21 protein-coding genes and 1 tRNA gene are annotated in these 21,683 nt (G+C 73.3%); 5 read left to right on the forward strand and 17 right to left on the reverse strand.

The window, feature by feature from the left end; all coding sequences use genetic code 11:
- Positions 1–12 precede the first annotated feature (12 nt).
- The 3 genes from EBO35_RS09980 to EBO35_RS09990 are packed head-to-tail and all read right to left on the reverse strand — an operon-like array spanning position 13 to position 2,133.
- Positions 13–807 (reverse strand): SCO1664 family protein, encoded by a 795-nt coding sequence (locus EBO35_RS09980; protein ID WP_263457628.1) that lies wholly within the window; start codon positions 805–807, stop codon positions 13–15.
- The gene (locus EBO35_RS09985; protein WP_122817578.1) at positions 804–1,388 is read right to left on the reverse strand and encodes a DUF3090 domain-containing protein; all 585 of its coding nucleotides are present in this window, start codon (positions 1,386–1,388) and stop codon (positions 804–806) included. The genes EBO35_RS09980 and EBO35_RS09985 overlap by 4 nt, the downstream gene beginning before the upstream one ends.
- A 10-nt stretch (positions 1,389–1,398) precedes the next feature.
- Entirely contained in the window at positions 1,399–2,133 is a 735-nt protein-coding gene (locus EBO35_RS09990; RefSeq protein WP_122817579.1) for a histidine phosphatase family protein, read from the reverse strand.
- Positions 2,134–2,165: 32 nt separating this feature from the next.
- Here EBO35_RS09990 and corA point away from each other — a divergent pair, with 32 nt between their 5' ends.
- Positions 2,166–3,146: a magnesium/cobalt transporter CorA gene (gene corA, locus EBO35_RS09995; protein ID WP_122817580.1), complete on the forward strand. Its 981-nt coding sequence runs from the start codon at positions 2,166–2,168 to the stop codon at positions 3,144–3,146.
- Between the two features lie 6 nt (positions 3,147–3,152).
- On the opposite strand, the gene EBO35_RS10000 is transcribed toward corA, so the two are convergent.
- Complete coding sequence (locus EBO35_RS10000) at positions 3,153–3,977, reverse strand: undecaprenyl-diphosphate phosphatase (protein WP_122817581.1); 825 nt, start codon at positions 3,975–3,977, stop codon at positions 3,153–3,155.
- Between the two features lie 74 nt (positions 3,978–4,051).
- On the opposite strand from EBO35_RS10000, the gene EBO35_RS10005 reads away from it, so the two are divergent.
- Together EBO35_RS10005 and EBO35_RS10010 are read left to right on the forward strand one after the other, a co-directional pair.
- A complete protein-coding gene (locus EBO35_RS10005; protein WP_122817582.1) occupies positions 4,052–4,996 on the forward strand; it encodes an aldo/keto reductase in 945 nt (314 codons plus the stop codon).
- 18 nt (positions 4,997–5,014) lie between these two features.
- Positions 5,015–5,233, forward strand: a complete 219-nt coding sequence (locus EBO35_RS10010) for a DUF5703 family protein (RefSeq protein WP_396954322.1) — start codon at positions 5,015–5,017, stop codon at positions 5,231–5,233.
- A 90-nt stretch (positions 5,234–5,323) separates the two neighbouring features.
- On the opposite strand, the gene EBO35_RS10015 is transcribed toward EBO35_RS10010, so the two are convergent.
- A complete protein-coding gene (locus EBO35_RS10015) occupies positions 5,324–6,676 on the reverse strand; it encodes a M20/M25/M40 family metallo-hydrolase (protein WP_122817584.1) in 1,353 nt (450 codons plus the stop codon).
- A gap of 77 nt (positions 6,677–6,753) precedes the next feature.
- Between EBO35_RS10015 and EBO35_RS10020 the strand changes: the two genes are divergently transcribed.
- A tRNA-Leu gene (locus tag EBO35_RS10020) sits at positions 6,754–6,839 on the forward strand.
- A 56-nt stretch (positions 6,840–6,895) separates the two neighbouring features.
- Here the strand turns inward: EBO35_RS10020 and EBO35_RS10025 are convergent.
- Complete coding sequence (locus tag EBO35_RS10025; protein ID WP_164477897.1) at positions 6,896–7,627, reverse strand: GAP family protein; 732 nt, start codon at positions 7,625–7,627, stop codon at positions 6,896–6,898.
- A gap of 389 nt (positions 7,628–8,016) precedes the next feature.
- Here EBO35_RS10025 and EBO35_RS10030 point away from each other — a divergent pair, with 389 nt between their 5' ends.
- Positions 8,017–8,895: a helix-turn-helix domain-containing protein gene (locus EBO35_RS10030; protein WP_122817586.1), complete on the forward strand. Its 879-nt coding sequence runs from the start codon at positions 8,017–8,019 to the stop codon at positions 8,893–8,895.
- On the opposite strand, the gene EBO35_RS10035 is transcribed toward EBO35_RS10030, so the two are convergent.
- The 11 genes from EBO35_RS10035 to EBO35_RS10080 are packed head-to-tail and all read right to left on the reverse strand — an operon-like array spanning position 8,879 to position 21,216.
- Positions 8,879–10,858 (reverse strand): ABC transporter ATP-binding protein, encoded by a 1,980-nt coding sequence (locus EBO35_RS10035; protein WP_122817587.1) that lies wholly within the window; start codon positions 10,856–10,858, stop codon positions 8,879–8,881. The two genes, EBO35_RS10030 and EBO35_RS10035, sit on opposite strands and share 17 nt — an antisense overlap.
- Positions 10,855–11,820, reverse strand: coding sequence for a hypothetical protein (locus tag EBO35_RS10040; RefSeq protein WP_127481010.1), 966 nt, complete (start codon positions 11,818–11,820; stop codon positions 10,855–10,857). The genes EBO35_RS10035 and EBO35_RS10040 overlap by 4 nt, the downstream gene beginning before the upstream one ends.
- A gap of 10 nt (positions 11,821–11,830) precedes the next feature.
- Positions 11,831–12,742 (reverse strand): ACP S-malonyltransferase, encoded by a 912-nt coding sequence (locus EBO35_RS10045; protein WP_122817589.1) that lies wholly within the window; start codon positions 12,740–12,742, stop codon positions 11,831–11,833.
- Positions 12,739–13,506 (reverse strand): SDR family NAD(P)-dependent oxidoreductase, encoded by a 768-nt coding sequence (locus EBO35_RS10050; protein WP_164477900.1) that lies wholly within the window; start codon positions 13,504–13,506, stop codon positions 12,739–12,741. The genes EBO35_RS10045 and EBO35_RS10050 overlap by 4 nt, the downstream gene beginning before the upstream one ends.
- Positions 13,503–14,141 carry a GNAT family N-acetyltransferase gene (locus EBO35_RS19460; protein ID WP_164477902.1) on the reverse strand — a complete coding sequence of 213 codons (639 nt, stop codon included), beginning with the start codon at positions 14,139–14,141 and terminating at the stop codon, positions 13,503–13,505. The genes EBO35_RS10050 and EBO35_RS19460 overlap by 4 nt, the downstream gene beginning before the upstream one ends.
- A gap of 1 nt (position 14,142) precedes the next feature.
- Entirely contained in the window at positions 14,143–15,549 is a 1,407-nt protein-coding gene (locus tag EBO35_RS10055) for a beta-ketoacyl-ACP synthase 3 (protein WP_122817591.1), read from the reverse strand.
- Positions 15,546–16,799: a hypothetical protein gene (locus EBO35_RS10060; protein WP_164477903.1), complete on the reverse strand. Its 1,254-nt coding sequence runs from the start codon at positions 16,797–16,799 to the stop codon at positions 15,546–15,548. The genes EBO35_RS10055 and EBO35_RS10060 overlap by 4 nt, the downstream gene beginning before the upstream one ends.
- Positions 16,796–17,713 carry a JmjC domain-containing protein gene (locus EBO35_RS10065; RefSeq protein WP_122817593.1) on the reverse strand — a complete coding sequence of 306 codons (918 nt, stop codon included), beginning with the start codon at positions 17,711–17,713 and terminating at the stop codon, positions 16,796–16,798. Before EBO35_RS10065 ends, EBO35_RS10060 begins: the two co-directional genes overlap by 4 nt.
- The gene (locus EBO35_RS10070) at positions 17,710–18,774 is read right to left on the reverse strand and encodes a hypothetical protein (protein ID WP_122817594.1); all 1,065 of its coding nucleotides are present in this window, start codon (positions 18,772–18,774) and stop codon (positions 17,710–17,712) included. The genes EBO35_RS10065 and EBO35_RS10070 overlap by 4 nt, the downstream gene beginning before the upstream one ends.
- Positions 18,767–19,807: a hypothetical protein gene (locus EBO35_RS10075; RefSeq protein WP_122817595.1), complete on the reverse strand. Its 1,041-nt coding sequence runs from the start codon at positions 19,805–19,807 to the stop codon at positions 18,767–18,769. Before EBO35_RS10075 ends, EBO35_RS10070 begins: the two co-directional genes overlap by 8 nt.
- A complete protein-coding gene (locus tag EBO35_RS10080) occupies positions 19,804–21,216 on the reverse strand; it encodes a radical SAM/SPASM domain-containing protein (RefSeq protein ID WP_122817596.1) in 1,413 nt (470 codons plus the stop codon). The genes EBO35_RS10075 and EBO35_RS10080 overlap by 4 nt, the downstream gene beginning before the upstream one ends.
- Between the last annotated feature and the right edge of the window lie 467 nt (positions 21,217–21,683).

The following is a 21,683-nucleotide window of genomic DNA, read 5'->3' on the forward strand; positions in this document are numbered from 1 at the left end:
AGAGGAGGAGGTTCAGAACGGCGGCCACGGGATGGCCGGCCACTCGCCGCGGGGCTCGGGCAGCACGCCCGCGTCGGTCAGCCGTCGGCAGCGCCGGGCCAGCGCCTCGACCTCGACGTCGGTGAGGAGCGGGGCGAGGACGTCGCCGAGCGCACCGCGGACCGCGGCCTCCAGACGGCGTACGGCGTCGAGCTCGGCGTCGCTCAGCGGCTCCCCGAGCCAGCCCCACAGGACCGTGCGCAGCTTCGGCTCGTGGTGCAGCGCGATGCCGTGGTCCACGCCGAAGCGGTGCCCGTCGCTCATCGCGAGGACGTGCCCGCCCTTGCGGTCGGCGTTGTTGACCACGACGTCGAAGATCGCCATCCGGCGCAGCGGCTCGGAGTCCTCGTGGACCAGCGACACCGGCCGGTCGTGGCCGTCGATGCCGTCGAAGACGTGGCGCCAGCCCGGCGGCACCTCGCCCTCACGGACCAGCGTGACCGCCTCCTGCTCGGGGTCCGGCTCCTGCCAGAGCTGGACCATGCCCGGCCCGTGCGGGCCCGCGCGCAGCCAGGTCCGGGGCACGACGTTCCAGCCGAGCGCCTCGGAGACGGCGTACGCCGCGACCTCCCGGTGGGCGAGGTGCCCGTCGGGAAAGTCCCACAGCGGCCGCTCCCCCGCGATCGGCTTGTAGACCACCCGCCGGTCGCCGATCTGGCCGAGGAACGTGGCGTTGGAGGCCGGCATGATCCGGCCGTGGAGGACGATCTCGCCGTCCTGGAGCTGCGCCGGCTCCGGGCACGGCTCGTCCTCCACGCGCTCGCTCACGGGTCCCGGCGGCGGAACCCGTTGGCCCGCACGCACAGGTGGCCCTCGGGGTCGATCGGGTTGCCGCAGAACGGGCAGCTCGGCCGGCCGGCGTCGAGGACCTGCGCGCTGCGCTTGACGAAGGCGCGGGCCGCGCCGGGCGGCAGGCGCACCAGCATGACCTCCTCGGGCTCGGGCTCGACGAGGTCCTCGATGTCCTCGTCGAGCTGGTCCGGGGAGACCACGGCGGCCTCGGAGAACGGGAACACCTCGATCACGACGCGCTCGTCGGCCGGGTCCCACGACAGGGTCATGGTGCCGGCGCGGAACTCCTCGTCGATCGGCTGCTCGAGGGGCGCGGTGTCGTCGAGGGCCAGCGGCGCGACCGCCGGGATCACCGACTCGTGCTCCTCGCTCGCCATCACCTGGTCCAGGAGCTCCTCGACCCGCTCCGCGAGGGCGGCCACCTGCTGCTTCTCGACAGCCACGCTGACCAGCCGGGCGCCGCTGCGGGCCTGGAGGAAGAAGGCGCGCGATCCGGGAGGACCGACGGTCCCGGTGACGAAGCGTTCCGGCGGGTCGAAGCCGTGCACGAGGGGCATGCCGTCCAGCCTATGTCCCGGCCGGCCCCGCGCCGCCGCCGACCACGCCGTCGGACCCCGCGGTGGACGGCTCGGCGGAGCGCGACCCGCGCCGGGCCTTCGCGGGCGGGGCCGACAGCCAGGACAGGTCGCCGGCGTGGGTGTTGGTGGCCAGCACGTAGGGGCGGGACTCGGTGTAGCGGATGATCGAGATCGAGGCGGGGTCGACGTTGATGCGCTGGAACAGGTCCAGGTGCATCCCCAGCGCGTCGGCGAGCACCGACTTGATGATGTCGCCGTGGCTGACCGCGCACCACACGGCGCCCGGCCCGTGGGCGGACTCCAGCTCGGCGTCCAGACGGCGTACGGCGGTCACGGCGCGCGCCTGCATCGCCGGCAGCGACTCGCCCCCGGGGAACACGGCCGCCGAGGGCTGGGTCTGCACCACCTTCCAGAGCTTCTCCTTGGCCAGCTCCCCCAGCGAGCGGCCCTGCCACTCGCCGTAGTCGCACTCGGTAATGCCGCGCTCGGTGCGGAGCTCGGGGGCTTCCGACTGGGCCGCGAGCACCAGTCGCGCCGTCTGGCGGCAGCGCTCCAGGGGGCTGCTGACCACGCTCGCGAGCCGTACCCCGCCGAGCCGCTCCCCCGCCCGCGCCGCCTGGCCGCGGCCGATCGCGTCGAGCTTCACGCCGGGCGTGCGCCCGGCCAGGGTGCCGGAGGCGTTGGCGGTCGTCCGCCCGTGTCGCAGGAGGATCACCGTTGCCATGGCGGGGAGCGTATCCGGCGTACAGTCGGCGCGTGATCGTGGAGAGCGCGCTCTATCGCGGGGGCGCCCGGGTGCCCGGGCAGGTCGACGTGACGCAGCTGGCCGAGGCGCGGGAGCGCGCCACCGGAGAGGGGTCCTTCGTCTGGGTGGGGCTGCACGAGCCCACGCCCGAGGAGATGGGCGCCGTGGCCCGTCAGTTCGACCTCCATCCGCTGGCGGTGGAGGACGCGGTCAACGCCCACCAGCGCCCGAAGCTCGAGCACTACGGCGACGGGCTGTTCCTGGTCCTCAAGACGCTCTGGTACGTCGACCTCGAGGACGCCGTCGAGACCGGGGAGATCAACCTGTTCATCGGCCCGGGCTACATCGTCACGGTCCGCCACGGGGAGGGCAACGGCCTGCAGTCCGCCCGCGCCTACCTCGAGGGCGCCTCTGGCGTGCTCTCCCAGGGGACCTCGGCGGTCGTCTACGCGGTCTGCGACCTGGTCGTCGACGAGTACCAGCTGGTGGCCGCCTCCCTGGAGGAGGACGTGGACGAGGTCGAGCAGTCGGTCTTCTCGTCGCTGCGCACCCGCGACGCCGAGCGCATCTACACGCTCAAGCGCGAGATCGCCGAGGTACGCCGCGCGGTGCTCCCGCTCCGGCTCCCGATCCAGAACTTCGCGGCCGGCCGGGTGGAGGGGATCCACGCGGAGAGCCAGCCGTTCTTCCGGGACGTCGCCGACCACCTGAGCCGGGTCGCGGAGACCATCGACAACCTCGACGGCCTGCTCTCCTCGGCCTTCGACGCCCACACCGCGCGGATCTCGGTGCAGCAGAACGACGACATGCGCACGATCTCGGCGTACGCCGCGCTGGTCGTGGTGCCGACGCTGATCGCCGGCGTCTACGGCATGAACTTCGAGCACATGCCCGAGCTGCACTGGACCTTCGGCTACCCGTTCGCACTGACGCTGATGGTCACGTCCTCGGTGGCGCTGTGGGTGCTGTTCAAGCGCTCCAAGTGGCTGTGACCCGGCTCAGGCGGCGAGCACGCCGGTCCCGACGAGGACCAGCGTGAGCGTGCCGAGCCCGATGCGGTAGAGCACGAACGGCGCGTAGGAGCGGGTGGAGACGTAGCGCAGCAGCCACGCGATCGCGGCGTACCCGACGACGAAGGAGACGACGGTCGCGACGATCGTGGGCGTCCAGCCGTACGGGTTGTCGCCGCCGGGGATCTCCTTGAGCTCGAAGAGGCCCGCGCCGACCACTGCCGGGATCGCGAGCAGGAACGCGTACCGGGTCGCGGCCTCCCGCTCGTAGCCGAGGAACCGGCCCATCGAGATCGTCGCCCCGGAGCGGGAGACCCCCGGGATCAGGGCGCAGGCCTGGGCCAGCCCCATCAGGACGGCGTCGCGCAGCGTGATCTGCCGGATCTGCTTGCTGTTGCTGCTGATCCGGTCGGCGACGCCGAGCACGATGCCGAGCACGATCAGCGTCGTCCCGATGATCCACAGGCTGCGGAAGTCCGACTCGATGACGTCCTTGAGCGCGACCCCGAGCAGCACGATCGGCAGCGAGCCGATGATGATGAACCAGCCCATCCGGGCGTCGAGGTGGCCGCGGTACTCGGGCCGGAACAGCGAGCGCAGCCAGGTCGAGCCGATCCGCCAGATGTCGTGGCGGAAGTAGATCAGCACGGCCAGCTCGGTGCCGATCTGGATCACCGCGGTGAAGGCCGCGCCGGGGTCCCCCCACCCGAACATCTCGGGGAGGATCCGCAGGTGGGCGCTGCTGGAGATCGGCAGGAACTCGGTCAGCCCCTGGATCGTCCCGAGAATGACTGCCTGAAGGAGTTCCCACACGGGGCCGCATCCTATGCGTGCCCGCTGGGCGAGCCGCTCGCGGCTCGCGACACGCCGCCCACTACCGTCGTGCCATGCAGACGAGGGCCCTGGGGCGGACGGGGCTCCAGGTGTCGCGCCTGGGCCTGGGCACGATGACGTGGGGACGCGCCACCGACGAGCACGAGGCACGCGACCAGCTGATCGCGTTCGCCGAGGCCGGCGGGACGCTGGTCGACACCGCGGCCAGCTACGGCGACGGCGCCTCCGAGGAGCTGATCGGCTCGCTGATCGGCGACGTGGTGGCCCGCGACGAGATCGTGCTGGCCACCAAGGCGGGCCTGGTACGCCGCGGCGACGGCCGCCGCGTGGACACCTCCCGGGGGCACCTGATCCCGACCCTGGACCGCTCGCTGCGCCGGCTCGGCGTCGACCACGTCGACCTCTGGCAGGTCCACGTGTGGTCCGACCGGACGCCGCTGGAGGAGACGCTGAGCGCCCTGGACCTCGCCGTCAGCTCCGGGCGCGCGTCGTACGTCGGAATCTCCAACTACGCCGGCTGGCAGACCGCCCAGGCCGCCACCTGGCAGCGCGCGGTGCCGGGCCGCACTCCCCTGGCGTCCACGCAGGTGCAGTACAACCTGCTCGAGCGTGCGGTCGAGACCGAGGTCGTCCCGGCCGCGCAGGCCCTCGGGCTGGGCGTGCTGCCCTGGTCTCCGCTCGCGGGCGGCGTGCTCACCGGCAAGTACCGCACCGGCACGCCCGGGGACTCCCGGGCGGCCGACCCGGCCTGGACGGCCCGGGTGGACTCCTACCTCGACGAGGACGGCCGTGGGATCGTGGAGGCCGTGGCGCGCGCCGCGGACGGACTCGGCTGGTCCCCCCTCGAGGTGGCCCTGACCTGGGTCCGCGACCGGCCCGGCGTCACGGCTCCGATCGTGGGCGCGCGGACTGCCACGCAGCTGCGCGCCGCGCTGGGGGTCGAGCAGCTGGAGCTGCCGCCGGAGATCGTGGCGGCACTCGACGACGTCAGCGACTGAGCACCGAAGGGAGACAGCGTGTCCCGCGCCTATCGCCGCCCCCCGCGTCCCGGGGTGGAGTGGGAGTTCGACAAGGTCACGTTCGACCGTGACTTCAGCCGCAACGTGGTGACCCGACTGCTCGTGGAGCGCGCCGAGCACGGCGGCTGGGAGCTGGACCGGGTCCGGATCGGCTCCGACGGGGTGCGACGGGTCGTCCTGCGGCGCAAGATCATCCGCGCCGTCCGGACCGCCTGACCCCTGCCGTTTGGTGACAAACGGCAGAGATCCGGCCGGTCTGGCTGCCGTTGGTCATCAAACGGCAACCCGACCCGGCCCGCGCGGCCCTCAGACCTCGCCGAGGAACCGGTCGAAGACCCGGGCCCCGAACTCCAGGGCGTCGACGGGGACCCGCTCGTCCACCCCGTGGAAGAGCGCTGTGAAGTCCAGGTCGCTCGGCAGCCGCAGCGGCGCGAAGCCGTAGGAGCGCATCCCGAGCTTGCGGAAGTGCTTGGCGTCGGTGCCGCCGCTCATCGTGTACGGCGCGACCAATGCCTCGTCGTCCTCGGCCAGGATCGAGCGGGTCATCGCCGCCACCAGGTCCCCGTCGTACGGCGTCTCCCACGGCTGCTGGTGGCTGAGGAACTCCATCTCCACCCCGTCGCCCATGAGCTCGCGCAGCGTGTCGAAGAACTCCTCCTCGTAGCCGGGGAGGAACCGCCCGTCGATGTGCGCGGTGGCCTCGGTCGGGATCACGTTGACCTTGTAGCCGCCGGACAGCATCGTCGGGTTGGCGCTGTTGCTGATCACGGCGCCGAGCATCCGGGTGGCGCCGCCGAACTCCTCGACCAGGGAGCGCGCGTTCTCCGGGGTGGCCTCCACCCCGGCCAGCTCGCCGACGGTGGCGAGGAGGACCTCCATCGTGGGGGTGAGCCGCACCGGCCAGCGGTGCGCACCGATCCGGGCGACCGCGCTGGCCAGGCGGGTCACGGCGTTGTCGTCGTTGATCATCGAGCCGTGCCCGGCGCGGCCGCGGGCGGTGAGCCGCATCCACGCCATGCCCTTCTCGGCGGCCTCGACGAGGTAGACCCGGCGCCCCCGCACGGTGGTGCTGAAGCCGCCGACCTCGCCGACGGCCTCGGTCACGCCCTCGAACTCCTCGGGGTGCTCCTCGACGAGGACCTGGGCGCCCTGGTGGCCACCGGCCTCCTCGTCGGCGGTGAAGCACAGAACCACCGGCCGCTCCGGAGCCTGTCCCGCGCGCTGGCGGGCCCGGACGACCGAGAGGAGCATCGCGTCGAAGTCCTTCATGTCGACCGCCCCGCGCCCCCACACGTAGCCGTCCTGGACCTCGCCGGAGAACGGGTCGACCTGCCAGTCCTCGGCGGCGGCCGGCACCACGTCGAGGTGCCCGTGCAGCAGCAGGGCGTCGTGGCGGGCGTGCGGTCCGGTGCCCGAGCCGCCCCAGTGGGCGACGACCGACGTGCGCCCGGGCGCCGACTCGTAGAGGCGGGGCTCGATCCCGACCTCGGCGAGCAGCCCGGCGACGTACTCCGCCGCCTTGCGCTCCCCCGGTCCCTCGGCGTCGCCGTAGTTCGAGGTGTCGAAGCGGATCAGGTCGCGGCACACCTCCACGACCTCGGCGGCCGGGTCGTACGCCGGCGTGGGGCGGGGGTCCTGGGGCTGGGGCTGGTCCGGCATGCGACCAGCATGCCATCAGTCGGTGGGGGGCCGATGCGGCGATCCGGGCGCGGCCTTGCTACTGTTCCACCGCACTCGTCCGGGTGGCGGAATTGGCAGACGCGCTAGCTTGAGGTGCTAGTGCCCGTATTAGGGCGTGGGGGTTCAAGTCCCCCCTCGGACACTGGAAAGGCCCCGGCTCCACGGGGCCTTTTCTTCATTTCGGCCCCGCTCAGGGGCTCAGGTCAGGGCGTCCCCGGCGTCGGCGGCCAGGATGATGCCCACGATCGTGAGCACCCAGTAGACGGCGCCGCCGCTGTGGTCCAGCATCCAGGTCGAGAGCCGGGCCAGTGGGCGCTGGAGGACCCCGGCGAACGCCAGCCGCAGGCCGAGCAGCACGCCGGCCGGCGCGACCATGACGAGGCAGTAGCCGACGACCACGACCACCTGCTCCACGGGCGTCAGCCCGGCGGCGGTGATCAGTGCCGCCGCCGCGAAGAACGGCACCATCGAGGCGACCTCGATGCCGGCCGCCAGGAGGGCGACGCCGACCACCACCCGGTAGCGCCCGGACGCCGCCCGCTCGTCGGCCGCGCCCTGCAGCCGACCGTGCCACCGTTCCAGGCGTTCACGCCCGTCCCCCGCTCCCGACCCGCCGCGTCCGAACCACCGCCGGGGGTCGCCGAAGACTCCGACGGCGAACAGCGTGAGGCCGACGCCGAGCTCGATCTGTCGGACCCACCGCCACGAGCCCAGCTCGGCACCCCAGGAGGTCACCCAGGACGCCCCGCTGACCAGCAGCACCCCGACCACGGCGTACGCCGCGGCGATGGTCAGGAGGTAGACGACGTAGGAGCCCACGTGGACCCGCGGCACCAGGAGCATGAGCAGCGGGAGTACCAGGGTCCCGATGCTGGTGCTGTCGACGAGCGCCAGCACCCCGAGCGCTCCGAGCAGTGCGCCACCCGTCACTGGCCCTCCCTCACCGGCGGTCAGCCGAATGCGGACGATAAATGGGCCCCTCCGGAAAAGACAAGCAATTCCACGAATCCATGTCACGTTGAATTGGAAGTCACCGCCGGCATTCGCGATCCTCACCTCAACGGGTGTAGCCGGCCGCCCGGCAACCCTCCTACATCACGCGATCCACCGCACGATGACCGCCGCGAGCCGGGGGGCGCCGGCACCCCGGAGCGAGGTGCTCGGGGGCGCGACGAAGTCCAAAATTCAATCGCAAAAAATTCTGCCCGCGGTACACCCGAAAATGTGAAGAGGACGTAGCATTCGACGCGAAGAGCTTCTCCGCCTTCCGAATCGGGGCGGGTCGTCGGGGAAGTAGTGCTGAATTCCCGGGAGGGAACATGCCCGACCACTTCATTCCGCCCAGCTCCGCCTGGGGGGCGGCCGGCGCTGCGCCCCTCGACCGACGCGCGAACGGGCCAGGGGCCGAGGGGCCGCCCGCCGAACCGACGAACGGGACCCGCCCGGACCGCCCGGCCGTCAGCAGACGATCAGCCCCGGAGACGCCGCCGGCGCCGGAGGACCCGTTCGCGCAGTACTCCATCCACCAGCTGGCTGCGGCCACCCATCTCTCGGTGCGCACCATCCGTGCCTACCAGACGCGCGGGCTGCTCGCGCCGCCGAGACGGCAGGGTCGTCGGGTCGTCTACGGCCGCCGCCACCTCGACCGCCTGGAGAAGATCAAGACGCTCCAGCGCGAGGGGTACAACCTGGCTGCGATCGCTGCCCACTTCCTCCCCTCGCGCGTCACGATGCAGAACCAGGCGGCCCTCCGCCTGCTGCGGCGATCGGCCGCCGAGCACCCGGTGGTCGTCGCCAACCTGCTCAAGCACGGGGTCGTCGTCATCACGCAGAGCGGGAACATCGAGATCGCCGAGGAGTCACCGGTCCTGGCGGCCTTCGAGCTCAAGCACCTCGGGTTCGAGGTCTCCGACTGCGTCTGTGTGCTCGCCGAGGTGATCGACGCCTTCGTGACGGCCATGCCCGGAGTGCTGAAGAGCCTCGATCAGACAGCGCGGGGCCCGGGACTGCTCGCGCTGGCCATGGACGGCCACGACGGCGACCCGCGCGCGACCGAGGTCTCCGCACGCGTGCTGACCGAAGCCTTCCGCGTCTCGCTGCTGGCCTGCGCCGTGCCGCGGCCCGGCGGGTCCGAGGAGTCCGTCGAGCCCGGTGAAGCAGCAGCGGACGAGAGCCAGCCGGTCAGGTCCCTGCCGTGACGTCGCGTTGGGTGCCCACCCCGTCCCCACCCCCGGCCTCGGGCTCCTCCGAGCGCTCGGAGGTGGCCTTCGGTGAGTCGGCCAGGCCCTGGCGGGCCGCGAACTCCCGGTAGAGCCGGCAGGTCTCGACGAGGGAGTCGTGCGTGCCCGTCGCCACGACACGTCCCTGGTCCAGCACGACGATGCTGTCGCTCCCGACGACTGTCGAGAGCCGGTGGGCCACGACGAGCACCGTCATCGCACGGAACCGCCGAGAGTTCAGCAGGTTCTGCAGACGCCACTCGGTCTGGGCGTCGAGCGCGGAGGTCGGCTCGTCGAGCAGCAGGATGTCGCAGTTGCGCGCGAGGGCGCGGGCCCACGCCAGCCGCTGGCGCTGCCCGCCCGACAGCTCCGCTCCGCCCTCGCCGACCTCGCGGTCGAGCCCCTCGACCGAGGCGAAGGCACCCAGGCCCACGTCGTTCAGGACGCGGCACAGCGTCGCGTCGTCAGCGTCCGGGGCCGCGAGCAGCAGGTTCTCCCGGATCGTCCCGGCGAGCATCGGCGCGTCCTGCTCGACGATCGCGAGCCGGTCCCGCACCTCCTCGATCGGCCCGTCGAGGATGTCACGGCCGCCGACCATGACCTGGCCACCGTCGGCGCGGTACAGGCCACCGATCAGTGACAGCAGTGTCGACTTGCCGCTGCCGGAGGGGCCGACGATCGCGACCCGGTCGCCGGTCGGGGCCACGAGGTCGACGCCGTGCAGCACGGCCTCCCCGTCGGGATAGGCGAAGTCGACGTGGCGCAGCTCGACGGCCGGCGCCGTCGTCAGGTCGGTCACCGGACTGTGCGGGTCCGGGGCCGCTCCTTCCTCGATCCCCAGATCGGCCAGCTCGATGGGCTCGGTGGTGATCTCCTCGGTCCGGTCGACGGCGGCCAGGCCGACCTGGACGGCGGTCAGCGCACGCGCGGCGTCGCTCATCGGCACCACGACGCCGAGGGCGTACAGCACGAACGCGACCAGCTCACCGACGGAGATGGCACCACTGGAGACCCGGATACCGCCCATGAGCAGCACGACCGTGACCGCGGCCTGCATGGCCGTGTTGACGGTCGGCTCGACGACCGCCTGGACCCCCGCCAGGCGCCGCCCCTGCCGATGTGCCCGGCGGGCCCGCCGCGCGACCCGGTTCGACACGCGCCGGGACGCGCCGAAGATCCGGATCGTCCGCAGCCCCTTCAGGCTGGTCTCGAACTCCGAGACCATGCCGCCGACCTCGTACTGCACCGCTCGGGAGACGCGACGCACCGCGGCGAGGAGGAACACCAGCAGCACGCCGACCGCCAGCACCGTTCCGACCAGGATCGCCATCAGCAGCGGATCGAGGAACCAGAGCACGACCATCGACCCGACGAGCAGGGTCGCGCTGCTGATGATGCTGAAGATGCCGGCCGTGAAGACCGACTGCATCATCGTCGTGTCGCTGCCGAGCCGGGTCATCAGATCGCCGCTGCGGTAGGCGTGCAGGCGGTCGACCGGCATCCGCAGGACGCGGGTGATGATCGCGCGCCGCGTGTCGAGGATGACGTCCTCCGCGAGCCGCTTCAGCGTCCAGAAGTACACCCCGGCGAGGGCGAGCTCCCCGGCGACGACGACGCCCAGCATCGTGAGCGTCCTCCCGTACGGCTCGCGTGCCTCGAGCCGGTCGAGGAGGTCGGCGACGATCAGCGGCTGGACGATCGCGAACGCCGGGAGGACCAGCGACATCACGACAGCTGCCACGATGACCAGGCGCCGTCGGTCGCCCTCCCCCGAGGTGCGGCCGAGCAACCGGCGGATCGGCGCGACCGACGGCACGTCGGGCGCAGGCGGAACCTCGTCGGGGATGGCCGGGGTGGCGACGGAGCCCGGCGTCGGCGCCGCGACGGCGGGGGTGCCGGTGTCGGGGCTGGTGCCCTCCTCGGGTGTCTGGCGCGGGCTCATCGAGCCTCCCCTCTCCGCAGGGACCGCGACACGACGCGGCCCTCGTCGTCCGGCGTGACGGCGACCGTCGGGAGATGACGTCGCAACGCCTTGTTGAACAGGCTCGCGGGGCCCGCGACCACTGCCCGCTCCACGCCCGTGCTCACCAGCGCGGCGACGGTGCGGGGCCAGTCGACGGCTCGGACGTACTGCGCCGCGGCGTGGCCGGCCACGACCCGAGGAGCCATCGTCCTCGTCCCGTCGTGGTCGCTGAGCACTGCCAGACGCGCCGGGTGCAGGTGCCACCGCGCGATCAGGTCATCGGCGAGGTCGGCGAGCTCGGCGGAGCGCACGCTGTGCACCGCGGGCCGCATCTCGTGCAGCCAGATGCCGCCGCGCGCCTCGACGCCCGCCCGCATCCGGTCCACGTCGTCGACCGTGTAGCCGACGAGGTCGTGGTCGAGGTCGAGGGCGGGTTCGGCGTGGCAGCCGTGCCCCTTCATCCAGGCGACGAGCTCGGCGACGGTGGTGCCGTCGAGCCGGCAGAAGAACACGGTCGCCAGCCCGTGCAGCGTCGAGGCACTCAGCTCCTGCTCCCGGGTGGCCATCAGCTGCACCGTGCGGGCGACGTCCGCGAGGTCGGCCACGCCGGACAGCACGCACGCGGCCCAGGCGCCGAAGCTGCTGGGCACCAGGACGACGTCATCGGGGTCCTCCTGCTGCTCGAGCACGACGCGGCCGAGCGCGATCGTGTTGAGCAGGAAGGCGAGCTGGGCGGGCGCGTCGTAGGAGCTCGTGGGCAGGTCGCGGAAGGCCGCCCGGATGTCGTAGCCGACCGCCCGGTCGGCGACGCGGGCGGCCTCCTCCACCTCCGCCGAGCTCGTCATGTAGGCCCCCACGGCGTGCCACGTCGACGGGGCCATGCCGGGGAGGACGACCGCGGTCGTGGGCCTGCGGTGCTCGGCGTCGCGGCGCTCCCCCATCACGGTCACCTCACCGTCGACCCGCGGTGACCGCCACGTCGGAGGGCAGGCTGGTGAAGCTGAGGGACTTCTGCACGAAGTGTCCGGGCCCGACGACGTCGAAGGAGCCCACGCCCGCGCGGGCCATCCACCGCAGGCCGCCGACCCAGTCGACACGATGGGTGTACTGCCGCACGAGCGCGTCCCAGACCGCGTCGGCGGTCTCCAAGGGGCGGCCGGTGATGTTGCAGACCAGCGGGACGACCGGGTCGCGCCGGGGGTCCTCATGCACGAACTCGGCGCCGAAGGCCCGCTCGACGTCCCCCATGAGCGCGCAGTGCGCGGGGGGCGAGTACGGCACCCGGACGGCGAGCCCGCCCGCCGCGAACGCGAGCTCGACGAGCCGGTCGAAGCCGGCCGCGTCGGTGGTGAAGAGCACCTGGTTGTCGGCCGTCAGCGCGCAGGAGGTCAGCACGGCGCCGGCCGGGGCGGCTGCCTCCGCCGACCCGGCGAAGTCCTCCGGCACGCCGTAGGCGAAGGCCGTCCCCAGCGGGGTGTCCGGGAAGTGCCGGTCCTCGAGCTGCGGCATCGCGCAGGCCATCCGCACCGTGTCCCGGAAGCTCATCGCCCCCGCGAAGCAGGCAGCGGTGAGCTGACCGAGGCTGATCCCGGCGGCGAAGGCGGCGTCCTCGGGGTGCTGCCCGCCGCTCTCGGCCAGCCCGATGGCCATCGCCACCGACGCGGGCCGGATCGACGGACCGGCGTTGACCCGGTCGGGGTCGTCGCTGGCGAGGTCGGCGAGCAGCGGGCGCCCGACGATCTCCGCGGCCTCCTCGACCCGGCGCCGGGCGGCCGGCGTCGTGGCCAGCAGCTCGTCGTAGTCCCCCGGCCGGACGTGCACCTGGGGGTTGAACAGGACCGCCCGGCGTCCGGCGCCACTCATGACGTCAGCCCCCCGTCGACCACGAGCGTGTGCCCGGTGACGAACGCGGACCGCTCGGAGACGAGGAACAGGACCGCCTCGGCGATCTCCTCCACGGTCGCGGTCCGGCCCAGGGGGGTGCGGGCCACCAGGCCGTCCAGCGTCTCGCGGGGGACCTGGTCGACCATGGCGGTCTGGCCGGTGTACCCCGGAGCCACGGCGTTCACCCGCACGCCCCGGGGGCCGAACTCGACGGCGAGGGCCCGGGTCATCCCCTCCAGGCCGGCCTTGCTCGCGCCGTACGACGTGAGGCCGAGGATCCCGACCCGGCCGGCGATCGAGCCCACCGACACGATCGCCCCGCGACCGCCGAGGAGCAGGTGGGTCGAGCTGGCCCGCACGACGTTGAGCGTGCCCACCAGGTTCACGTCCACGGACTCCCGCAGGACGGCCGGATCGGTGAGGTGCAGCATCGGTGCCGCGCGGCCGGCGGCCGCGTTGTTGACGACGATGTCGATGGTGCCGCGACGGCCGGCCACATCGTTGACCCACGCGTCGACGGCGCCGACGTCGGTGACGTCCACCGAGGCCAGGTCGTGGGAGAGGTCCTCGGCGGCGAGCTTGTCGGCGAGCGCCGCCGCGTCGGCCACCGAGGTCCGGTAGGTGAACGAGACGTGGGCACCGGCCCGGGCGAGGCAGGTGACGACGGCGGCGCCGATCCCTCGAGCCCCGCCGGTGACCAGTGCGGTGCGGCCCTCGAGCTCGCCGCCCGGGTCGGCGCTCACAGCCCCACGCTCTCGGCCTGCCGGGCCCGCGCCATGACGAGCAGCTCGCGGGCCTCCTGCTTGTCGGCGGAGCTGATCCGGTCCCGGACGGTCCCGTGGGAGTCGAAGCGGTAGAACTCCTCGCGCAGCACCGACGTGACGATGCCGTCGTGGTACTCGCCGTCGAGGAAGAAGTAGTCCCGCAGGATCCCCTCCACCGGCAGGCCGAGGCTCAGCACCATCCGCAGCGTCCGCAGGTTGAAGGCACCCACGAGGAACTGGACGCGGTGGGCGTTGCACGCGTGGAACAGGTGCTCGAGGGCCAGCCCCGTGCCCTCAGCGCCCATGCCGAGGTCCCACTGAGCCGGCTGCTCCACGAGCCCCCCGATCTCGTAGCTCCCGGCGTACTTGCGGGCCACCCAGCGCACGAAGCCGATCGTCTGGCCGTCCTTGGTGACGACGCAGGCGATCGTGGTCCGACCGCTGCGGCAGTCGGCACGCAGGTCGTCGGCCTCGGGCGCCACCTCGCCGCCGGTCGCCAGGGCAGCGGCCGGGCCGCCGGCGAGCATCCCGGCGACCACCTCGAAGTCGTCGCGCGAGGGCCAGACCAGGTCGACCAGGTCCCCCTCCATGAACGGCTCGCGACGCGGGCACATCTCAGATCCCAGCCTTCGCCTGCGCCCGGGAGCCGAGGAAGTCGACGATCGAGGCGGTCGTCAGGAAGCTCTCCGTCTTCAGGTCCCCGATGTCGAAGGTGTAGCGCTCGCGCAGGGCCGCGATCAGCTTCAGCACGTCCATCGAGTCCCGACCGAAGGCCGATCGGGGCCCGAACAGCTGGTCCGTCCCGGCGATCGTCGCGGGGTCGACGTCGAGCTGGTAGAGCCCGACGAACATCTCGGCTGCCTCGTGCTCGCTCATCGTCATGGTGGTGCCTTTCGTCGTGGGTGCGGAGGATCGGGAGACGCTGGCTGGGCTGGCTGGGCCGCGGGCCGCGACGTGGCGCAGCACGAGGGAGCCCCAGATGAAGCCGGCGCCGATGGCGCTGATCACCACCCGGTCGCCGGGGCGGACGGCGTTCTCGGTGACCGACTCGTGGAGGGCCAGGAAGACTGTCGCGGCCCCGGTGTTCCCGAGGCGGTCCACGTTCACCGCCGCGAGGTCCCGGGGACGGGCGAGGGCGTCCATCGCCGCGTGCACGATGTTGAGGTTGGCCTGGTGGAAGACGAACCGGTCCACGTCCTCGAGCGCCACCGCGCCGGCGGCGCACGCCGCGCGCACGCTCGCCGGCAGGTTCCGGGTGGCCATGTCCCACACGGTGCGCCCGTCCATGTGCAGGTAGTGCTCGCGCCGGTCGACCGCTCCGGGGTCGACGGGCCGGGACGCCCCGCCGGCCCGGATCCCCACGTCGTGGCTCAGCTCGGCGCCGACGTGCCAGGCCTCCAGGCCCGCGCCCTCGGGCACCGTCCCGAGGACCACCGCGCCGGCGGCGTCGCCGAAGAAGACCCGGGTCGACCGGTCCTCGGGGTCGGTGACCCGGGAGAGCACCTCGGAGCCGATCACCAGGACCGGCCGCGTCGGCGCGGCGGCGACGAGGTGGGCCGCCGTCCAGATTCCGAGCACCCCGCCCGCGCAGGCCGCCTGGTTGAGGTCCAGCGGGCACGCGCCCGTCGCCCCCAGCCGCGAGGCCACCGTGACCGCGTTCGACGGCAGCGGCTGGTCTCCCGTGAACGTCGCCACGACGACGGCTCCCAGGTCTGCGGGCGCCACGCCTGCGGCGGCCAGGGCGTCGCCGCCGGCAGCGACCATCATGTCGGTCGCGGTGAGGGCCGGGTCCAGCCATCGGCGCTCCCGGATGCCGGTGCGGCGGCGGATCCACTCGTCGGTGGTATCGAGCGTGCGCACCAGCTCGTCGTTCGTCACCCGGCGCGGCGGCACGAACACCCCGGTCCCGAGAATCCCGACCGGGCGGGCGAAGGCGCGGAACGTGCCGCTGCGGCTCTGGGCCACGACGGCCGGCGGGTGGTCGGTCCCCCGGCGCTGCTGCGCATCGGCACGCACGGTCATGCCGCACCCCCGATCGGTCCGGACGGGGCGCCCTCGAGGGCGCCCACCCGCCACAGTGCGTCGACCACTCCGTCGACCACCGTCGGCGCGACGCCCGTGGCGGCGGCGATCTCGGCTGGGGTGTGCCAGTGCGCGGAGGCCAGCACGTCGGCGACGGCGTGCAGCTCGGACTCCTCCCCCGGCAGCCGCAGGGCCGCGCCGCGGGCGTAGAGCGCACCGCCGGTGCCGCGCACGAGCGGGTAGGTGGGGTGGCGTCGCACCGCGCCCTCCGGCGCACCCTCGGCTCGACGTCGGGGGCTGCCCTGGAACCCCGCGTTGCTCCTGCTGCGCGCGGCGAGGTCCTCGACCGAGGCCGCGATTCGCGACGCCAGATCGGGCTCGGCCAGGAGCCGTCGTACGTCGCCGGCCTCGTCCCCCGCGGCGAGGAACGGCCCGGCGGCGGCCCGCCTCGACGGGGGCGCGAGTCGGCCGGCGACCTCGGCGAGCACCTCGGCGGGAGTGCGCCGGATCATCTCCACCGCGACGCTCACGCTGTGCTCGTCGTTGTCGGCCACGTGGAAGTCGCTCACGTTGAGGACGTAGAGCTCGTAGGGCCCGAACACGGCAGTCCGAGCCGACGCCAGCGGGTACGGCGGCAGCCGGACGGCGTCGAGCCCGCCCGTGGCGGCGACGAAGGCGTCCGGCGTCCAGGTGTGGAAGACCTTGGGTGCGGGCCCCAGGTTGAGGTGCACCACCCGCTCGGGATGGCCGACGTCGCGGTGGGCGCCGCCGTCGGTGAAACCGTAGTTGCCCAGGAACAGGGTGAGGCGCAGCTCCACCCACCCGTGCGGGCAGTGCTCCCAGACCGGCGTCATGATCTCGGCGAACACCCGGCTCAGCTGCTCGCTCCAGCGCTGGGCGCTGTTGAGCCCGACTCCGACGCGGGCGGTTCCGAAGAGGCGCCGGGTCCAGGCCCGGGTCGACTCGCCCTCGTGCGGCGGTGAGGTGAGGACGGTCTGCGTGGCGGCGGTGCTCTGCGCGCCGTCGACCGTGACCTTGAGCATCCGCCGCACCGCCGGGTCCTCCAGCGCCCGGCGCAGCAGCGCCACCACTGTCGCGTCGTCGAGGTGCTCCTGCAGCTGAGGCGCGGGCACCACGGCGTGCCGCTCGAACATCGCCGACGCCGCCGCACAGGCGTGCCAGAGCGAATCGAGGCCGGCAGCGCCGGAAGTCTGCGGCGGCTGGCGACGCTCCGCGGCCGGCGCGCTCATGACTCCGCCTCCCACGCGCTGATGCCGGGGGCGGGCGCCGGGTCGGGCCGGCGCCGCTGGGGCGTGATGGCTCCGGCCGCCCCGTGCAGGTCGAGCGCGGCGACGCGACGGCCGAGCTCGGCCGCGGAGTCGTCCGCGTCCGGCATCCGCCAGGCGGGCGGCAGCGCCTCCCGCAGCGCGGGCGAGGAGCGCTCCGACCGGTCGACGGCCGCCCGCAGCACGTCACCCCACGTGGTCGCCTGGACGGCGATGGACAGGTGCAGGGCGTGCTTGGCCCGCGTGTGCCCCTCGTGGATCCAGCCCCGGGGGATGTAGAGGCAGTCGCCCTCGCCGAGCTCGATGGTGATCGGGTCCTGGAACGTGACGGGCGCGCGGTTCCACGGGCGCCGGATGGCGGGCTCGACGGGGCGCCCGAGCGTCCAGGTCTTCTCGCCGTGCAGCTGGCGGAGGAAGACGCTGCCGACGTCCCAGTGCGCGCCGGCACCGACGCCGTCCGGGGGGCTCAGGAACGCGGCGCAGTAGCAGTGGTGACCGAGCTCGCCCTCCAGGGCACTGGTGAACGCGTCGACAGCGGGCAGCAGGGTGCGCAGCTCCTCGAAAACGAGCGTGTGGCCGGCCGCCACGAGGCGGCGGACCTCCTGGGGGTCGAGCAGGGGTGCGTGCTCCCCCGGACCCCGCTCGCGACGGCGGGCGGCCACCGTGGCCGGCTGCTCGAGGCCGCCGTCGAAGAGGCGGAAGAAGCTGCGGTCGTGCACCTCGTCGTACACGAGTCGGTTGACGTCGTCGAGGGAGCAGATCTCGTCGAACGGGGGCAGTCCCCGGGCGACGAACGGCTCCTCCTCCCAGCAGCTGTCGAGCTCGGCGCGTCCACCCAGCAGCAGGTCGAGCGCCGTGGTCTCCTCGAGGACCGTCATCGTGCTACCTCCTCCACATCGCACTGTCGGCCGACTCGCGCTGCGGCGTGCTCGAGCCGGGCCAGCTCAGGGATCTCGGGAGCCGGGACCGGCCCCCGCTCGCCGCGGACGGCTACGTACAGGGACTCGGCGCTCAGCTCGATCAGCCGTCGCGCCGCCGCCTCGCGGCGCCGGCAGTCCGGGCTGGTGCGGGTGGTGCCGCCGAGTGCCTCGGCCAGGAGCACCTCGTCGCCCAGGTGCTCGGCGATGCCGGCCACCGACTCCCAGGTCGTCGCGGCCGTCGGCGGATCGCCTCCCAGCTCCAGCAGCCGGGCCAGATAGGCGAGCAGCTTGCCGCGCTCGCCGTCGTCGAGGCCCGCGATCACCGTGTGCGCCGCGAAGTACGTCGCCAGCGCGGCCTGGAGCCCGGCGTCGCATTCCCCGAGTTCGAGGAGCCGGCGCGCCGTGTGCAGACGCAGCACCACGTGCTCGAACGTGGGCTCCCCGGAGCCCCACGGACCGCGCAGCTGGTCCATCGGGGCAGCGGCGAGGACGCCGGCCTCGACCACCTGGAACATGCCCGCGAACGCCGGGTCGCCTCGCCACCCGACCACCCGGTCGCGCAACCGGCCGAGGTCGCCGGCCAGGACCAGGGCCCGCGTGGTGTCGACGACGTACGCCCGCCGGATCGCCGACGCCGGCTCGGGCAGGGCCCGCAGCGACATCCGGTACACGGTCTCGTAGGTCTCGAGGGCGTCCTCGAGCGCGCGGCGACGCAGCTGGAGGCGCCCCAGGTTGAGGCGTGGCTGCAGCGCGTAGCCGTAGGCGGGGGTCCGCGGGCGACGGCCCCCGTGGCCGTCGAGGATGCCGATCAGCTGGCGGCACATCGTCTCGGCCCGCTCCGCGTCGCCGATCAGCGTCATCACCAGGGCGCCGCGGTTGAACGCGGTGGCGACGTCGTCCATCGCGTCGGGCAGGCAGCGCCCCCGCTGCTCGATCGAGCGGGCGCAGCGTCGGGCCAGCTCGCGCACGTCCTGCCGGACCAGCCGGGGTCCCTCCCCGAACAGGGTGCCGTCACGCATCCGTCCTCACCTCCCGGTCGGTCCGTGCGTACGCCGGGGCCGGGTCGCGCCGCAGTGACACCGAGCTGGTCTTGGTCATCCGGCCGTCCCAGGCGGCGGTGCTGCTGCCGACCGTGACGGCACGCAGCTCCGCGCGGGCCGGCAGGTCGACGGCGATGACGCCCTGGTCGGTGAGGGCGCAGAGCCGGGCGTCGTACCCGAAGGCGCGCACCGGGGCCGCGGCGATGTCGTCGGGCAGCGCCATCTCCCGCTGGGCAGCGACGTTGAGGACGGTGTCGGTCCCGCCGGCCCGGGTCAGCAGCAGCCACTCGCCGCCGCGGCTCACGGCCAGCGCCGTCACCCCGGCGGCGACCGGGATGCGGTACATCTCGACCAGGCGGCCGGCTCGCAGCGCCTGCGCCACCAGCACGCCCGGCTCCGCCCGCCAGACCACCTCGAGGACCTCGTCGAAGGTCACGGCCGCGACGGTCGCCGCACCGGGGAGGGCGCCGGCTACCCACGGCGCGGGGTCGGAGGGGTGCGGCGCGACGACGCTCACGGTCTCGCCCAGGACGACGAAGCGCCGCAGGCGCCGGTTGGCGAACACCGCGCGGGCGCCGGGGACCCGGATCTCGGCACTCGCCGGACGCTCGCCGTCCCACCCGAGGAGGTGGACTCCGTCGACGTCGTCCACGCCGCACCAGACCTCCTGCACGGCTCCGGCCGTGCGGACCGCGACGGTCGCGACGGCCCGGAGGCCGGCCGGGACCGGACGCCGTACCCGGGTGCGCAGCGCGTCGCCGTCGAGTGCGAGTCCCTCGCCCGCACCACCGGCCCAGGTCACGAACGTGCCGCCGGTGCTGCCCGGCGCGACGCCCTCGGGGAGCCGGTGCCCCTCGGCGGCACGCACCCGCTCCCGGCCCCGGGCGTGCTCGGCGACCCACCAGCCGCCGGGGTCGGCCCACAGCGTCACGCAGCCGTCGATGTCGGTGGCGACCCGGGGCGACGCGGCACGACCCGCACCGGTCCCCCTGCCGGTCATCGGGCCGGTCACGCCACACCTCCGACCACGGCGACACCCTGACGCTGCAGGTCCGCGAACGTCTGCAGGTTGGCACCGATCCACGTCTTGACGGACGGGCACGGCCGTACGCCGTCCTGGACCCGGATCAGGGGGCAGTGCGCTCCCTGGCAGGACGGCCGGAACGAGCAGGACCGGCAGCCCGAGTCCTGGGTCTCGTCGTTCTCGGTCCACAGCGCCATCCGCTGGTCGTTGATCTCGAGGGTGCCGTCCGGCACCAGCCGCCCGACCAGGTTCTCGGCCATCCGCAGGGCGACCGTGCACTTGTTGAGCAGGCCGTTGGGCCGCACCACCAGCGACCAGGGGTTCGCGGCGTAGCAGACAGTCCCGCCCGGACGCAGCATCCGGGTGTCGCCCACGCCCATGCCCGCGTCGGACGCGTGCCGGTTCAGGTCGAGCTTCAGCAGCTCGGCGTCCTTGCCCGTGCAGGCCGAGATCGCGTCGTCGTCCGGCCCGCCCCAGCGGCCCACCGGGCGGAAGATGACCGAGAACCGGTCGTCGCGCGCGGCGATCTCGCCGATCTCCTGGACGAGGCTCGGCACGCTCCCGACGTTCTCGGGGGTGAAGTTGGTGCGCAGCATGACGTCGAAGTCGAGCTCGGGGTCGTCGGCCAGCCCGCGCAGGTTGTCCATGATCGTGTCGAAGGAGCCGTGCCCACCCATCAGCGACCGCGTGTCGTCGTGGGTGTGGCGGGGCCCGTCCAGGGTCACCTGGAACGAGCGCACCTCCAGCTCGGTGACCCGGCGCGCGGTCTCAGGGGTGAGCAGGTAGCCGTTGGTCGTCATGCCGGCGGCATAGGCGATGCCGTTCTCGGCGCAGTAGTCGAGGAAGAACTCGCTGAGGTTCTCCACGACGTCGAGGGCGACGAGGGGCTCGCCACCGAACCAGGAGACCGAGAGCGAGGAGAGCCCGGTCTCCTCGTGCCGACGCCGGACCAGCTCGGTCACGCCGCGCTGGACGCCGGTCAGCATCCGGTCCAGGCCGAAGTCCTCGTAGCAGTAGGTGCAGCGGAAGTTGCACGACTCCGTCGGCATCAAGATGAGCTCGAGCCGGTCGGTGCGCGCCACCCGCTCGTCGCGCAGGGTGGCGGCCTGCTCCAGCTCGTCCTCGGAGCCGGGGACGAGGAAGCCGCGGGCAACGAGGCCGTCGAGCATCGGCCGGAGCTCGGCGGGCAGGTCGTCGACCCGGTGCACCGCGGAGCGGTTGCCCAGCAGCCCACGGGCCGCGTCGGCGTGTGCCGCGGGCACGTAGGTGATCGCGCCGCGCATCGAGTTGTAGACGACGAGGCCGCCGTCGTCGTGCGGCACGGCGTAGGTGAACCGTGAGGGTCGCACCTCCTGGGCAGCCGACGTCGGGACCGTCGGTGCGATCTGCGTGACCATCTGATCTCCCTCTGCACGTGCTCCGCGGGGCCCGGGGCCGGTGGCACCACGGCCGACCGGGCCCAGACGGCGCCCCGGGGGCAGGTCCTGCGCCCCGGAACGCCGTCCGGGCCGAGGCGGTGTCCCGGCACAGGTCCTGCGACCGGGACACCGCGGGAGGACGACGCTCGCGCCGTCCTGCGTCACGTCTCAGCAACCGAAGTCGATCGCGGAGACCTCCTCGGTCGTCTCTTCCTCGACCATCACGTCGTTGAACATGTGTCGCACCCCCTCCCTGCTGTGAGACATCACCTGGTGAGACATCACCTGGACGATTCGGACGCTAATCGCGCCCCTGGCCGTCGTCGCCCCGTCGCGCAACCGGACCCCAGGTGTGGCAGCACTGCCCCGGGGCTCTCCCGATCGGTGCAACACCCCCACGGGGTCGGCGTCGACCCGGGAGGCGCCGATCTCCGCGCGGCGCGGGG

The organism is Nocardioides pantholopis (assembly GCF_003710085.1).
GTDB lineage: Bacteria > Actinomycetota > Actinomycetes > Propionibacteriales > Nocardioidaceae > Nocardioides > Nocardioides pantholopis.

Coding starts and splice junctions, on each gene's coding strand:
- EBO35_RS10005 (WP_122817582.1), top strand. CDS start 4,052: ATGCAGACGAGGGCCCTGGGGCGGACGGGGCTCCAGGTGTCGCGCCTG.
- EBO35_RS10070 (WP_122817594.1), bottom strand. CDS start 18,774: ATGCGTGACGGCACCCTGTTCGGGGAGGGACCCCGGCTGGTCCGGCAG.
- EBO35_RS10035 (WP_122817587.1), bottom strand. CDS start 10,858: ATGAGCCCGCGCCAGACACCCGAGGAGGGCACCAGCCCCGACACCGGC.
- EBO35_RS10030 (WP_122817586.1), top strand. CDS start 8,017: ATGCCCGACCACTTCATTCCGCCCAGCTCCGCCTGGGGGGCGGCCGGC.
- EBO35_RS10055 (WP_122817591.1), bottom strand. CDS start 15,549: ATGACCGTGCGTGCCGATGCGCAGCAGCGCCGGGGGACCGACCACCCG.
- EBO35_RS10040 (WP_127481010.1), bottom strand. CDS start 11,820: ATGGGGGAGCGCCGCGACGCCGAGCACCGCAGGCCCACGACCGCGGTC.
- EBO35_RS10060 (WP_164477903.1), bottom strand. CDS start 16,799: ATGAGCGCGCCGGCCGCGGAGCGTCGCCAGCCGCCGCAGACTTCCGGC.
- EBO35_RS10045 (WP_122817589.1), bottom strand. CDS start 12,742: ATGAGTGGCGCCGGACGCCGGGCGGTCCTGTTCAACCCCCAGGTGCAC.
- EBO35_RS09985 (WP_122817578.1), bottom strand. CDS start 1,388: ATGCCCCTCGTGCACGGCTTCGACCCGCCGGAACGCTTCGTCACCGGG.
- EBO35_RS19460 (WP_164477902.1), bottom strand. CDS start 14,141: ATGTGCCCGCGTCGCGAGCCGTTCATGGAGGGGGACCTGGTCGACCTG.
- EBO35_RS10080 (WP_122817596.1), bottom strand. CDS start 21,216: ATGGTCACGCAGATCGCACCGACGGTCCCGACGTCGGCTGCCCAGGAG.
- EBO35_RS09990 (WP_122817579.1), bottom strand. CDS start 2,133: ATGGCAACGGTGATCCTCCTGCGACACGGGCGGACGACCGCCAACGCC.
- EBO35_RS10065 (WP_122817593.1), bottom strand. CDS start 17,713: ATGACGGTCCTCGAGGAGACCACGGCGCTCGACCTGCTGCTGGGTGGA.
- EBO35_RS10015 (WP_122817584.1), bottom strand. CDS start 6,676: ATGCCGGACCAGCCCCAGCCCCAGGACCCCCGCCCCACGCCGGCGTAC.